The sequence below is a fragment of the Saccharothrix sabaoui genome (genome assembly GCF_051756985.1).
Lineage (GTDB): Bacteria > Actinomycetota > Actinomycetes > Mycobacteriales > Pseudonocardiaceae > Actinosynnema.
In genome coordinates this window covers 18,168-32,082 of record NZ_JBPKJK010000041.1, presented here as the reverse complement: position 1 = coordinate 32,082, position 13,915 = coordinate 18,168, and the positions used below count along the sequence as shown (strand labels likewise).

Genomic DNA, 13,915 nt, shown 5'->3' with positions numbered 1-13,915 from the left:
ACCGCACGATTGCGGTCAGTGATCGCCGCGATACGGTTCGTCAGAATCTGACGCCAGTAATAAGCAATGCTCATCTTTCTGTGAGCAAGCGAGGAACCCTTCGTGATCGACAAGACGTCATCCGCAGCTCCGGCTAGCGAGGTCGCGGCTCGCGATCGAGCTGAGCAACTCCGCAATAAGGTGGTCGACGATCTCATCGCCGAAGGGACGATCACCTCGGCGACGGTCGAGGCGGCGATGCGCAAGGTCCGCCGTGAGTTGTTCGCTCCCGACGCGAAATTGGACGAGGTCTACCGCCTCTACAACGGCTTCGTCACCAAGCGCGACGAGGACGGTAGCCCTCTCAGCTCGATCTCCGCTCCGCAGGTCCAGGCGTACATGCTGGAGCAGGCAGACCTCGCACCCGGCATGAGCGTGTTGGAGATCGGCTCGGGCGGCTACAACGCCGCGCTTCTGGCCGAACTCGTCGGCCCGTCCGGTCGAGTCATCACGGTCGACATCGATCCCGACGTAACCGACCGAGCAAGCCGCTTCCTCGATGAGGCCGGGTACTCGCGGGTCAGCGTGGTGCTCGCCGACGCCGACGGCGGGGTGCCCGAGTACGCACCCTATGACCGGATCGTGGTCACGGTGGGCTCGTGGGACATCCCGCCGGCCTGGATCTCGCAGCTCGCCCAGGACAGCCTTCTGCTGGTACCGATGGTGATCAAAGACCTGCCGCGCGTGATCGTGTTCGAACGCGATGGACACGGGCTGATCAGCCGGTGGTCACAGATGTTCGGCTTCGTGCCAATGCGGGGCGCCGGAGCACATCAGGCACGGCAGGTGCCGCTGCGCGAGGGCGAGGTCGTCCTGAGCCTGGACACCGACATCCCCGTCGACCCGGCCACGCTGGAGACAGCGCTGAGCACACCGCGAGTGGAGGTCTGGACCGGAGCGACCCTCAGGAGGTTCGAGCCCTGGGCCGACGCGCACCTGTGGCTGGCCTCGACCCTGCCTGGCTTCTGCCGCCTGCTGCTCAACCCGGAGAAGGACACCGGTTTGATCACCCTACCGGGGCGGATGACTGCCACCTCGGCGGCGCTCTACGGCACCAGTCTCGCTTACGTCACTACCCGCAAGGCCGACGAGGGCAACGTCGAGTGGGGCGTGCACGCCTACGGCGCCGACGCCGCCGAACTCGTGGAGAAACTTGCCGAGCTGCTTCGAGTCTGGAGCCGTGACCATCGTGGCGGACCCGGTCCGCGATTCCATGTTGCTCCGGCAAGCACACCGAGTGGTCAGCGATTCGAGGAGCATGTCGTCGACAAGAAGCACAACCGGTGGACCATCTCCTGGCCGCAGCCGGCGAGCACTCCGGCCAGGAGCACTCATCTACGACACCCCACCGGCTGAGGTGGAGACGCTGGCAGTTCCGCCGACGACGCCGCTCCCGACCCATACCGCTCCCCCGTCCACAGGACGGTCAGGACCACCACCTTCGTGGTCTCCCCGGCAAACGCGTCCTACCTCGACGCGTGGTCCGGAGCCACCAGGCCCCTGAGGCAGCTGGGTCGGCGGATGGCCCTCCCGGACCCATAGTGCCGACAGTCGTTGCGGGAAGCGGCTGCGAACACAGCCGGACGACGTGATCTGCGAAGTGTGATGACAGGCCGGCACCCGTGCGATCTACACGGGTGGCGGCGAATGTGTGAAAGGTGACCGGTGAACACTGCAAGTGACATTGATGCTGGTGCGGAAGCTGCGGCTTCCAACCCCGAGGCGTTCCGGCAGGCGATGGTCGACCAACTGCGCGACATGGGTGCCGCGCGCAGCGACGCCGTGATCGCCGCCCTGTCAACAGTGCCGAGGCACCTGTTCGGTCCCGGTGAGCCGCTGGACAAGACGTATGCGGCCAAGGGCACGCTGCTGACCAAGTGGAACGATGAGGGCGAAGCCGTGAGCACGGTGTCGGCCCCGCACATCCAGGCGATGATGCTGGAGCAGGCCGACATCCAGCCGGGCATGCGGGTGCTGGAGATCGGCTCCGGCGGCTACAACGCGGCGCTGATCGCCGAGTTGGTCGGTCCGACCGGCGAGGTCACCACGGTCGACATCGACCCCGAGGTGGTGACCCGGGCACGCGAATGCCTGGCCGCGGCCGGATATCACGCGGTGAACGTAGTGGAGGCGGACGCCGAGCACGGGGTGCCCCGGCACGCGCCGTTCGACCGGATCATCGTCACGGTCGCCGCGTGGGATCTGCCGCGGGCGTGGTGGGAGCAGCTGGTGAAAGACGGCAGGACCGTCGTTCCGCTACTCCTGCGCAGCCTGACGCGGTCGGTGGTGTTCCAACGGGTTGGTGAGCACCTGGTCAGCCAGGGCTACGAGTTGTGCGCCTTCGTGCCGATGCGGGGGCTGGGCGCCCACACGGAGCTGAACATCCCGTTGCACGGTGACGACGTGGTGCTGCGGCTGGACGACGATCCCGGTGTGGATGTCGAGGGCTTGGGCGAGGTGCTCAGGCAGCCGCGTACCGAAGTGTGGTCGGGCGTCACGATGGGCGGCGAAGGCCGATTCGACGGTCTGCACCTGTGGATGGCGCTGGGCCTGCTGGGCTTCGGTCTGCTCATGGCGACCAGGCAGGCGCAGTCGCAGGATGTCGTGGCGCACGCCTGGCCGCTCGGTGTGCCCGCCGTCGCCGCAGGCGGCAGCCTGGCCTACCTCGGTCTGCGCCCAGTCGACGGTGACCCGTCGGCGCGCGAGTTCGGAGTGTACGGGTATGGCTCCGACGCCGGGCAGCTGATCGAGCAGATGCTGGAGCGCATCCGGTCCTGGGACGGCCAGAGCCTGTCCGCCCGGATCGGGGCCTACCCGTCTGCGACGCCGGACGAGCAGCTTCCCCAAGGCGGGCTCCTGTTGGACAAGACGCACACGCGAGTCGCCGTGACCTGGTCCTGACGAACCTTCTGAGGAAGAAACGTCATGACAAGGAGGAGATGTCCATGACCGTTAAGGTCGATCTCGGGGTGGCTGCATCGCCGAGGGTGAAACCGGATCTGTTCGACCTCGATGTCCGCTTTGCGGAATCGGGTCCGGCGCTCGATGTGCTGGTGCAGCTCACCGGGATAACTGCGGCGCCACGTGCGCAAGCGCGTGCATCAGCTGCCCGTAACCGCCTGCCCGGTCCCGGTGACGAGCCTTCCGTCACCGGGACCGGGCGCCCGCGAGGTGAAGGGACCACGCGCGCACACCGACCGGCCACCGAGGACGGCCACGCATGGACCGCGACACCCCCCGTGCCAGCACAGTCGCCGCACTCATCGTCTGAAGGTGTACCCGGTGCGCGCCGACCGTCCCGCGCGGGAACCGAGCGCAGCGACTCACGCTCGTCGCCGCCACGTAAGCAGGATCGGTCGCGCACTGCCGCCGTCCCCTGGCATCTACTCCGTTCGGGCGGAGTAACAAGACAGGGGGGCCCGGACGACGATCAACGTGTGGTACCCCACATCAACACCGGAGGAACACTCACATTTAGGTACACCACGCCACGCACGCTTCTGAATTGACGTCAAGACCACACACTTTGACGTTCCCGTCCGCCCGCTACACAGTCGAGCCGTGCAAGTCCCTGTCATTACACCGCACTGCCAGGGTTCTCAGCTATTCATTGTGCTGCGCAATACCTGCACACCACCGACGCGGGAGGTCGAGACCCAGATGAACCCAAACAGCGCTTACTGGATGAATTACGCCATTGGCCTAGCGGAGAGAGCTCCACAACCAGGCCGGAAGGTCGGCGTTGCTCTGGTGTCTGAAGACGACCGGTTGATCTGCTCTGCATTCGAAGGCGAAGAACGCGGCGCATCCTGGTACCACATCTTGCGGCGCAAGCTACAAGAACTCGGCGAATCCAACGCGGACAGCTTATACCTGACAATCAACACGCTTTCAGGAGACCACTCCTTTGACCTCGCAGAACTATTGAAGGAGGTAGGCAACGACAAGATCTATATCGGCCTACCGGATCCAGCGCTGACCAGTTACCTCGATAACGACCCCGTCACTACCTCACGTGAAGCATACCGTTTCCCTGACGATTTACAGCGTGAAATCCTCAAACAGAACCGCCAATTCTATACAGTGAGCGAGCAAAGTATCGAGTGCAACCCCTACTACTTCAAGAAACGCATTGGTGAGGCAGTGCACTCTAGCCTGGACTCCAAAGGGTTTACCCTGACCAGGAGCGAAGTCAATGCGCACAGGCAGAGGTTTGCACTGGCTTCGCTTATCTGCAAGAGGTATGGGATCGAGCACGAGGTGGCCGATCAGGCCGTATACGATGCGCTGTCTGAAGCATTTGACGCGAAGTACGGCTCTTATGACTATACAAACGACGCCCGGTCTGTCAACCCGAATTGGGCCGAGGAGTTTAAATCGGTCTATAAGAGTTCAGTCACAATGCCTCTCGCCACGGCCAATATCCTCAACGTCGGCGTCGGAGGAGGGCAGGAAGCAGAAACATTGTTCTTGGATTGCCCACAAATCACTTTCGTCGATATTGCGCAAAGCGGCCTGCAAAGTGCCAGACAGCGAGTTCCGTCGTCAAAAGTAATCATCTCCAGTGCCGACGACCTGTCTGCCCTCCCGGAAAACAACTACGACCTGTATGTCTCCTTGAGAACCTACAACTCGTCGTTCTTCGACCCGGCTAGAGCGGCATCGGAGGCACACAGGGTCCTCAAACCTGGCGCGGCAATAATCGTCTCCGTGGCCAACGGTTTCCTGTGCGCCGAACGGGAGAACAGCGTCGTTCCGGGCCTGATCATCCCGGACACCGATTTCGTGGACCTATATCGCGGGCTGAATTCTGCGCGGTCGATTCGCACGGAGTTCGGCAATGTTGGGTTCGAAGACATCCGAATGACCGCGACAGGAACCGAGATCTACCTGTCGGGGGTCGCCACGTGACGGCGACTGCGCTCCGTCAGGCGGCCACGTGAAGGACGTCCAGTACTTCTGCGGGAAGGCCGAGTCGCATCACAGCCGGGTGCGATCGGACTAGTTTGAGGGCAATTTCACCCAGCATCAACGGAAGGATCCATGCGATGAGCGGTCGGGCGACTGTTGCCGATCGGGTACTACAGTTCAACGAGGAGCTCGCCACGACAGCTGTCGAGGTCCCCGTTGGGTTCAACGTGATCAATCCGTTCAGCGGATCGCTGAAGGAGCATGTTCGAAAGGTGACAACTGCCTTCTACCGGAAGTTCTACGACGACCATCAGCCGCGCCGTCTAGTTCTGGGCAGTTCACCCGCTCGACGTGGTACGGCCGTGACGGGCGTTCCTTTTGCGGATGCCGAGCTTCTCAAGAGTCAAAGCGGTATCGAAATCGAGGGCTACGCGATAAGCAGAGTCTCGACCGGGTTCATAGACGACGTCATCAGTCGCTACGGTGGACGCGACAGGTTCTATACCGACTTCGTCATGAGTTTCGTGTGCCCCCTCGGCGTGTCGAGGACGAACACCAAGGGACGCGAGGTCAACGCCAACTACTACGAAACAAAAAAGTTGATGGAGAGCCTCCGCCCCTTCATCGTAGGAACCTTGAAACGTCAACTGGAATTTGGAGCCGACACATCGGTGTGCTATTGCATCGGGAGCGGTGAAAACTTCAAGTTTCTGTCACAAGTCAACACGGAGGAACACTTCTTCGAAAAGATCGTCCCCTTGGAGCATCCGCGCTTTATTACCCAGTACAATTCCGGAAGAAAAGATGAGTTCATCGAGAAGTACGTCGGCGCCCTACGCGACGGAAGATACTAACTGCGGCGTGGACCACCTCCATGGTGCGCAGGGCGGTTGACGGTCGCTCGAGGCAAAGCGTTTCGAAAATGCAAGGGGACGGCACATTGACGACAGACAGCAGAGCTCTGGTCCACTTCGAATCAGATTGTGTGAGCCTCTACTACTCCCGGAGCGGCGTGTTGACATTGTTCGAAAGACAGCCGCAGGCATTTGAGGGTAGTCTCGCACCCGGAGCGTTGGCAGACTTAATTTGCGAATCCTTCGACAGGGTCAGCAGTTTCGTAGAACTTGCTGACCACAAGAGCATCCGGGTATACGCGACCGGGGTCTTTCAACGACTCTCACAAGCGGACGCGGCCAGTTTGGTCAACAGTTTCTATGTCGACACCGGCTTGTACTTCAACATCGTAGGACCCGAACTGGAGCAATTCTACTCTGAAGCCGGACGGTCTCCAGGAGGTTCTACCAGCATACTTGAGGGCGTCATTCGTCGGGAGTTCCGGAATGTTGCCGTCTGTGGCAGCTTCCAAAACTCCCTCTGGTACATCGAGGACGTCATCACGCGACTACGCGAAAGCGGTGCCGTCGTACTGAGCCCTTTGACCACGAGGATCAAGCCGGAGACCGAAGGCACCAATTTTATCCTTTTCGACTACCAGGATTTCCTCAAGAACGAACGCGACACATGGCGGCACAAGTACCATCATATGGCACAGTTCGGCCAATCCGATGCAATTATCGTGTGCAACCCTGACGGCATTGTCGGAAAGGGCACAATGTTTGAGCTCGGGTTTGTCTCCGCGCTCTCCAAAAGGGTTATTTTCACAGAGGAGCCCGTTGGCGTATCAGTCTTGTTTCCCTGCGAGGTCGGCCTGGAAATCTGAGCGGCACTGCTTTCGGCTGCAGCCCAGGATCGAACAGACGCGCATCGGTCAGAGCTACTCGCCGCCGGAGCCGCTGGCCGAATCGCTGGTTCGGTCCAAGGTCAGTTCACCCCAGGAGCGTCTCACCATAGGTGGTCAGGGTTTAGCTGGGCTGCTAATTCCAACGATGGGCTGCCCGGCCTGGATCATGCCGCAACTGGTTGCGACCCGCGCGGGCCTGCAGTCGGTCACAGGTTGGCGACGTCATCATAAAACTAGGAGCTTATGTGTCGTGGACTCCGCCTACCCCGGCTGACGTAATTGCGCATGGTAAACGGAACGGCTTACCGCTGCCAGCTAGCGAGGCGGCATTATATGCCGAGCTCGCGGGGACGTTTGCCGCTGCACATGACGCCGTCGAACTCTGGCACCAAGAGACCAAACGGAACCGGCCGGACCGGGCATGGCAGCGGCCGTCCGCCAATCGCAACCCGTTCAACGCCTGGTACGTAACCGGTTCAGTGATTGGAACCCCCGACGGCTGCCTGGCCGACCTCACCTGGGTGGTGAAGTCCAATATCGCCGTGGCCGGTTGGCCGATGTGCGCGGGATCCCGGCTGATCGAGGGCTACCAGCCCACCGAGGACGCCACCGCAGTGCGACTGCTGCTGGAGGCCGGAGCGCAGCTACGGGGAAGCGCAAATGCCGAAGACCTAGGCCTGTCGGCCTCGAGCCATACCAGCGCGCTTGGCCCTGTTCGAAATCCCTGGCGGAATACGCATGCCACCTTCGGTTCGTCGTCGGGATGCGCTGCACTGGTCTCCGCCGGCCTCGTCGACTTCGCGCTTGGTGCCGACCAGGCGGGCAGCGTACGCCTTCCCGGCTCCGGAACCGGTTTGGTAGCACACAAACCAACCAGAGGCGTGGTTCCCTACACCGGAGCGATGCCCTTCACCGTCGCCCAAGACACCCTCGGCGTACTCGCCCGCGACGTCTACACCGTGACCAGAGCGATGGCGGTACTGGCCGAACGCGACGGACGTGACCTGCGGCAAGGCTTCACTGACTCCCCTGTGGACTGGACTGGCTCGCTAGAGGGTGGCATCCGTGGCCTGCGGATCGGAATGCTTCGCGAGGCGTTCTCGATCCCCGGTCTTTCTGAGCCAGCCGTCGACGAGACCGTCCGAGCCACCATAGCCCGGCTGACTGAAGCGGGCGCAACGGTGACCGAGGTCAGCGTCCCGGAACATACCCGCGGCTCGGATTTGGCCATGATGCTCACGCTGAAGGCAGGCGCGCCCGACTTGCTGGCCGGCAACGGAGGATCAGTCCAGACCGCGTTGCACGCCGACCCTGAACTCGTCGAGCATTTCGCCGCCGCACGGCTCGCGAACCCACAGAACCTCGCCGCCACCGTCGCGTTGTCGGCCACGGCCGGCGCCCACGCCGGACACCGGCCCGCCGGGTGGTACCTCGCCGCCGCGATGCGCCTGACAGGACTGCTTGCCGACGCCTACGACAAGGCCCTGGGCGAGGTCGACGTACTGGTCACCCCGACCGCGCCGTACCTGCCGAAATCGTTGCCCGGCCCGGACATCTCCCGCGCCGACTGGATCGGCTCTGCGCTGGACATGATCGTGAATACCTGCTCGGCCAACCTGACTGGCCATCCGGCAACCCAGGTGCCCGCCGGCATCGTCGACGGGTTGCCCGTCGGACTCCAGATCATCGGCCCGATCGGCGCGGACACCCTCTGTCTCCGCGTGGCCAAGTCGATCGAAGACGTCGAAGGTGGTTTTCCCGCCCCACCACTCCAATCCTAAGGACAGCTCATGCATGCGCCGGACGCTTACGCCTGCTCGCATCAGTTTTCCGGTCGCGCACCGCGCGGTGCCGGTTCAGATCAGGGCACTTATAGCGACTACCTGCACCTCGCCGAGCTCAAAGCATTGCACCACCCCCGCACGCAGGAGCGTGCGGAGAGTCGCTTCATCGGGCTACACCACATGGCCGAGCTGCTGCTCAGTCAGCAGATCGAGGAACTCGAACTCGCGATCACGAGCCTGTGTGAGCGGGAGCCGGATGTGGCGGCCGCGCTGACCTGCCTGCGTCGTTCCCGTGCCCTAACCGAGCAGCTCACCAACCTATTGACAGTGCTGCCTGGTATGATCAGCCCGGCAGAGTTCGCAACGTTCCGGGATGCGCTCGGCAATGCCAGTGGAATGCAATCGGCGCAGTTCTGGGTAATCGAGATCCTGTCCGGCCACCGGAAGACGGCCTGCCAGCGCCTGCGAGCGCTCGATGCCAGCGGTGAGGAGCTCCGCACGCTGAAGAGGCGGCTCACATCACCCAACCTATGGGGCGCCTTTCTCAACGTCGTCGGCAGCCGCGCCAACGATGCAGAAGGCCTGCTCGACGCGCTCACCAGCGGCGGTCCGGCGGCCGAACTCGCCAACGCGCTGCGCATGCACGACTTGGACTGGGTGCGGTGGAGAGCACAACACGCGATTATGGTCGAGGCCATGATCGGAGCCGTCGCATCCGGAACCGGCGGCACAAACGGATCTCGCTATCTATGGTCCAGGGTGCAGACCCGATTCTATCCGATCCTGCACGAAGCGACCAGCCTGGTTCATCAGCACCGGGCCGCTTCCTCATGAACATCTCGGAATTCGTCCACGACCCCGGCTTTCCGGTCTACCGGGATGCGCGCCTCATCGACGAATATCTTAACTCCGGTCGCGCGATGCCGCCGTTGATGACATCCATCGGAGACCCGTCGTTCACCTCAGCCCAGGTCCCCCAACGGTTGCTGGACTACGCACGAGAGGTACCGCGTGAGCTGCACGGGTATCAAGCGTCGATGGGCGGCCTGCCCGCCGCCCGGCAGGCCATCGCCGACTACTTGATACGCACCACCGGCCTTGATCACGTCGGTCAGTACGGTGACGACTTCCAGATCGCGTTGACCGCAGGAGGGACCCGTGGAGTCATCGGTGACTTCGGGAGGCTGCTGCGCGCACGTGCGGCCACTAGCGGCGGCGATCGGGCGGTTCCTGTCGCCTTGTGCGCGAACCCGTGCTGGGATTACGCTGGCCCCCTTGCTGAGGCCGGTTTCGAGATGGTTTACTGGCCGTTGCGCGCCGACAACAACTGGCTGCCCGATATAGCCGACGCGCAGAACGTGGCGGGAAAGGTGGCAGCGCAGAGCAGTAGAAGGCTTGCAATGGTGATCGTGAACGCCCAGCACAATCCCACTGGGCGCGGCTGGTCACTGGAAACCCTGATTGGCCTCTTCGAGCTCGCCGCCGCTCACAACGCCGCTGTTCTCCTCGACGACCCGTACTTCGAGGTGCGCACGCCCAACGCCGTGCCGGTCTCCGCGCCCGCTGCGTTACTCGAGTTCCTCGCTGATTCCCGCAACAGCAAACGCAAACTCGACTGGTGTGCCGTGCGGTCGCTCGGCAAGCAGGTCGGCGTCAACGGTTGGGGAGTCGGCACGCTCATTGCCAACCCCGACACGCTGAAAGTCCTGCTGGATTTTGCGTTCCGCCGACGATTCCCCGGCAACGCACACCACGAATGGGCCGTCGCGCAGTACCTTGCAGATCCGATCAGCGAACAGGATGCCATCGCGCAACGCGAGGCGTTGGCCGACAAGCGCAGCAGGTTTGCCTGCACGCTACAAGAACTCGGCTGGCCGAAGGAGATGATCAGCCCTGGGGAGTTCACGCCCTATGTCTTGGTGGCTATACCGACAGCGTGGGCCCGCTTGCCCGATGGGGCCGAGCAGTACCGGCGGTACCTACTGGATCGCACTGGGATCCTGATCGCCCACGCCAGCATCGAGGACTCCTCCCTCGGAGGAGTAGACAGCGAGACGCGATGGGTGCGGTTCTACCTCGGCGTTGCCGACGAGGTGTTCGCCACGATCCTCGACCGACTCGCAACTGCCGCAATTACCTACCACTCGATGCCGTCCGGCCAGCCCGGCAGCATTGATGTCCCCTAGTACTCCAGCCGGAGTCCATTATCAACCCTCGCAGAGCGTGAGGTGCTGTAGTTGCCGGTGGTGGCGCGTTGGAGGCCGGTCAGGTGGAGGGACATATCGGTAGACGGCGGCAGAGGTGTTCGGAGTGCCCGAACGCTCGGTGGGCACCTGGTGGCGGGCTTACCGGTGGAACCGTCGCGACAGTCTGGCGACCCACGCGGGACGCCCCGACCCTGCTGAACTGGTCAGTGGAGAGGATCGGGCCACGTCGTCTGCGTGGCGATGGCTGACTACCGACTGGCCACCGGCGTGGACATGACCTATTAATAGCAGAGCATGGGGGTTGCGGCCGCGCCGCCACGGCTTGACCCCGCAGCGCCCGGCCCGGCGAGCCTATGAGCAGCGGCCCGATGCGGTGCGCGCGTGGCTGGACGAGGACGAACCGGCGATCGGGGACACACGCGAGGGCTAGGAGTGCAGCCATCGCCTGGTCATGGGCCAATCAGTACGGACCGCGCTCGGATGCCGCGCCGCCTGGCCGGGCCTGGGCACCGGGATCGAACAGAAGCCAGTGCTACTCACGAACGTTCTGCGGGCGAACGCGGAGGACAGGGAACGGTGCTCGATCCACCCGACGACCATCGGATCAGCCACCTGAGCACTTCACGACAAGTTAACGTAGAACTACGTGTGAAGGCCGTCAGATGACAGATTGTCGCCGCGCGCCACCAAGCGTTCACTGCGGTCAGACGGGGTCGGTGAACGAGATCGGTTTGCCGGTGGCGTGAGCATATGCGATCTCCCTGCTCGCAGACTCGCCGATATACCCGCCGGGGTTGACGACCAGAACCCAGTCAGCCAGGTCAATCTTGCGCAGGTGGAGGGCATCCAGCACGGACTTCTGCTCGTTGGTGACCAGCTCGTCTGCTTCACCTGGCGCGACGACGATGACACCGGCGAACGTCAAATCGCGGTTCGCCGCACGCATCTCGTTCATGAACCGGGTGGAACCGCAGATGCAGACAATTTCAGGTCGGTCGGGCACAGCTCAGTCCTTCGTTCGAACGGTGGAGCGTCGATGTGCACGTCGACATCACGGACAGGCACACAAGCCAACAGCTTACGCAGCGAGATGAACGGACTTCACGTCGGATGTTGGACACGGGGTTGGGCAGGTCAGCCCAGGGGTCCAGGAGTGGAGGCTGTTACCGTAGTCGATCGCGATGTCGCCTCTCGTTGAACGTGCCGGGGCTGGTGCGGGTTGTCCTGCGGTACACCAGTTGGGGGTGGTGTCGTCTTCGCTCATCGTCCCTCACTTGAAGCGGCGACTATTCGGGAAGCTGGTCGTACGCGCAGTGCTGCCTCGGAGCCGTTGTCCAGAAGTCGTTGCGGACTAGTTCGAGGTGTTTTCGCATGTTGTGAACCATTCGGCGAGCGCCGGAGGGCGCAGGAAGCGCCGGTCGCGGGTCGTCCGGGGCGTTCGCCGAGTTACAGGCTGCCGCGCGGGCGAACAGGCGCATGGGTGCGGGCCACCAGCCCAGCACGTGTGCGCCCGCGACCTGACGTTCGCGCCGCCACGTCCGCTGTTCCGCCCGCTATGCAGTCGAGTCGGCCGCCCGTCCGCGCGCCGCAGGCTTCCGGGCCAGCAGCAGAAGCAGCACTATCGCTCCGGCCGCCGAGACGACGTCGAGGATCACGGCGCCAACTCCCGCCTGCGGCACACGGAGGTAGCCGCCGAGCGTATTTGCGACCACAAGCCAGGCCGTGGCCCAATGCAACGCGCGCTTGACGTTGTCGAGCCGGTCCGAGTCGCCGGTCCGGGTCGCCGGTCCGGGTCGTCGGTCCGCCATCCGTCCAACGCAGTAACTGGTGATTCCGAGGTAGGAGAACAGCGGCAAGGCGTAGAGCGCCCAGCGGGCGATCGTGGGCACGCCGAGCGCGGTGTGTGCCCCGCCGATGGTTCTGCTGGCTGAGACCGGCGAGAGAGCCACCACCACTGCCACCACCAACAGCAGCGTCCTCGACGGAGCGGCCTCACGTGCATAGACGTCGTGCATGCGTTGCATGGTGCCGGCACGCGCCCGACACCATCGGGCGATCCCTCCTGCGCCGTGACGCTGCGGCGCCGCCGCCGACTACACGGACCGGCGTACTGAGCAGCGCGTGCGATCGGCGCGACGGTCAAGACGGATGGTGTCGAGACGCGGAGTGTCGCCGCTCGGTGTTCAACAGGTGGCGACAGCGAAGCGGCCCGGGTCCGGATGGGCGCCGCCGACCAGGTGAATGGCCGCCGCCTGGTCCGCCTTGGCCTATGCGCTCACCTTCCTGCCCGCGCTGTTCGGCGGTCTGCTGCTCGCGGGGCTGGCCGATCGGTACCCGCGGCGCACCGTCATGATCGTCGCCGACCTCGTTCGGGCGGCCGTGGTCGTGTTCATGGCCTGCCCTGGTAGGTGGTGTGCTTACGTCCAGTTGGCGGGTGCACCGGCCGTGATGCGCACCGGGGTCGCCGCCCTGTCCACCGTCACGCAACTGGGGCAGATCCTGGGGTTCGCCGCCGGCGGCATCCTGGTCGCCGCCATTGGCCCCGGCGGGGCGCTCCTGGCCGACGCCGCCACCTTCGTCGCCTCCGCGCTGCTGGTCACACTGTTCGTGCCATTGATCGCCACGGGGGGTTCCCAGCCGCTCGGGTGGTGGGAGCGGATTCGTGCCGGCGCGGACGTGGTGTGGCGCGACCGGCGTCTGCTGGTTCTCGTCGGCTACGCAACTCTGTCCGGGACCTACATCCTCGGCGAAGCCTTGGCCGCCCCCTACTCCGCGCGTCTCGGTGGCGGGCCGGCGACCATGGGCATGCTGTTCGCTGGCTGCGCCGCGGCGTCCCTCGCCATCGCCGTCCTGGCCGAGCCGGTCCAACTCCGGTTGATGCCGCTGCTGGCCATCGGAACCGGCGTACCGCTGCCGGGCTGCCTGTTCGACCCGCCACTACCCGTGGTCGTAGGGCTGTTCGTGCTGTCCGGCGCCGCGTCCAGCTACCACGTCGTCGCACAGCCGACCTTCGTGCTACGCGCACCCGACGCCCACCCCGGCCAGGCCATCGGCTTCGCCGTCGCCACGATGCAGGCCGCCCAAGGCACCGGTGTCACCCTCGGCGGCCTTGCCGCCGAACTTGTCGACCCGCACGTCGTCACCGGCGCAGCGGGTGCTGTCGGTGTCGTGGCCGCAACGCTCCTGGCAGGGCGGTGGCGAACCCTTCAGCCCCGAACCTGACCCCGCGGTCG

The 13,915-nt window shown here is 64.0% G+C and carries 12 protein-coding genes; 10 read left to right on the top strand and 2 right to left on the bottom strand.

Features of this window, described 5'->3' with window-relative positions; all coding sequences use genetic code 11:
• Window positions 1–102 precede the first annotated feature (102 nt).
• The 9 genes from fxlM (ACR807_RS15370) to ACR807_RS15330 all read left to right on the top strand — a co-directional run bounded on the left by fxlM (ACR807_RS15370) (window position 103) and on the right by ACR807_RS15330 (window position 11,112).
• On the top strand, window positions 103–1,395 hold the full coding sequence (gene fxlM / locus ACR807_RS15370) for a methyltransferase, FxLD system (RefSeq protein ID WP_438921987.1): 1,293 nt from the start codon (window positions 103–105) through the stop codon (window positions 1,393–1,395).
• A 309-nt stretch (window positions 1,396–1,704) separates the two neighbouring features.
• Complete coding sequence (gene fxlM / locus ACR807_RS15365) at window positions 1,705–2,940, top strand: methyltransferase, FxLD system (protein WP_438921986.1); 1,236 nt, start codon at window positions 1,705–1,707, stop codon at window positions 2,938–2,940.
• A 660-nt stretch (window positions 2,941–3,600) separates the two neighbouring features.
• A complete protein-coding gene (locus ACR807_RS15360; RefSeq protein ID WP_438921985.1) occupies window positions 3,601–4,950 on the top strand; it encodes a class I SAM-dependent methyltransferase in 1,350 nt (449 codons plus the stop codon).
• 137 nt (window positions 4,951–5,087) lie between these two features.
• A complete protein-coding gene (locus ACR807_RS15355) occupies window positions 5,088–5,804 on the top strand; it encodes a uracil-DNA glycosylase family protein (protein ID WP_438921984.1) in 717 nt (238 codons plus the stop codon).
• A 131-nt stretch (window positions 5,805–5,935) separates the two neighbouring features.
• Window positions 5,936–6,670, top strand: coding sequence for a hypothetical protein (locus tag ACR807_RS15350; protein ID WP_438921983.1), 735 nt, complete (start codon window positions 5,936–5,938; stop codon window positions 6,668–6,670).
• A gap of 266 nt (window positions 6,671–6,936) precedes the next feature.
• Window positions 6,937–8,472: an amidase family protein gene (locus tag ACR807_RS15345; RefSeq protein WP_438921982.1), complete on the top strand. Its 1,536-nt coding sequence runs from the start codon at window positions 6,937–6,939 to the stop codon at window positions 8,470–8,472.
• A gap of 9 nt (window positions 8,473–8,481) precedes the next feature.
• A complete protein-coding gene (locus ACR807_RS15340; protein ID WP_438921981.1) occupies window positions 8,482–9,309 on the top strand; it encodes a tryptophan 2,3-dioxygenase family protein in 828 nt (275 codons plus the stop codon).
• Window positions 9,306–10,661 carry a pyridoxal phosphate-dependent aminotransferase gene (locus tag ACR807_RS15335; RefSeq protein WP_438921980.1) on the top strand — a complete coding sequence of 452 codons (1,356 nt, stop codon included), beginning with the start codon at window positions 9,306–9,308 and terminating at the stop codon, window positions 10,659–10,661. The genes ACR807_RS15340 and ACR807_RS15335 overlap by 4 nt, the downstream gene beginning before the upstream one ends.
• Before the next feature lie 322 nt (window positions 10,662–10,983).
• Window positions 10,984–11,112, top strand: a complete 129-nt coding sequence (locus ACR807_RS15330; RefSeq protein WP_438921979.1) for a winged helix-turn-helix domain-containing protein — start codon at window positions 10,984–10,986, stop codon at window positions 11,110–11,112.
• A gap of 273 nt (window positions 11,113–11,385) precedes the next feature.
• Here the strand turns inward: ACR807_RS15330 and ACR807_RS15325 are convergent, their stop codons facing one another.
• Window positions 11,386–11,685, bottom strand: coding sequence for a hypothetical protein (locus ACR807_RS15325; RefSeq protein WP_438921978.1), 300 nt, complete (start codon window positions 11,683–11,685; stop codon window positions 11,386–11,388).
• A gap of 550 nt (window positions 11,686–12,235) precedes the next feature.
• Complete coding sequence (locus ACR807_RS15320) at window positions 12,236–12,697, bottom strand: hypothetical protein (RefSeq protein WP_438921977.1); 462 nt, start codon at window positions 12,695–12,697, stop codon at window positions 12,236–12,238.
• A 226-nt stretch (window positions 12,698–12,923) separates the two neighbouring features.
• Here ACR807_RS15320 and ACR807_RS15315 point away from each other — a divergent pair, with 226 nt between their 5' ends.
• The gene (locus ACR807_RS15315; RefSeq protein ID WP_438921976.1) at window positions 12,924–13,904 is read left to right on the top strand and encodes an MFS transporter; all 981 of its coding nucleotides are present in this window, start codon (window positions 12,924–12,926) and stop codon (window positions 13,902–13,904) included.
• Window positions 13,905–13,915: the final 11 nt, after the last annotated feature.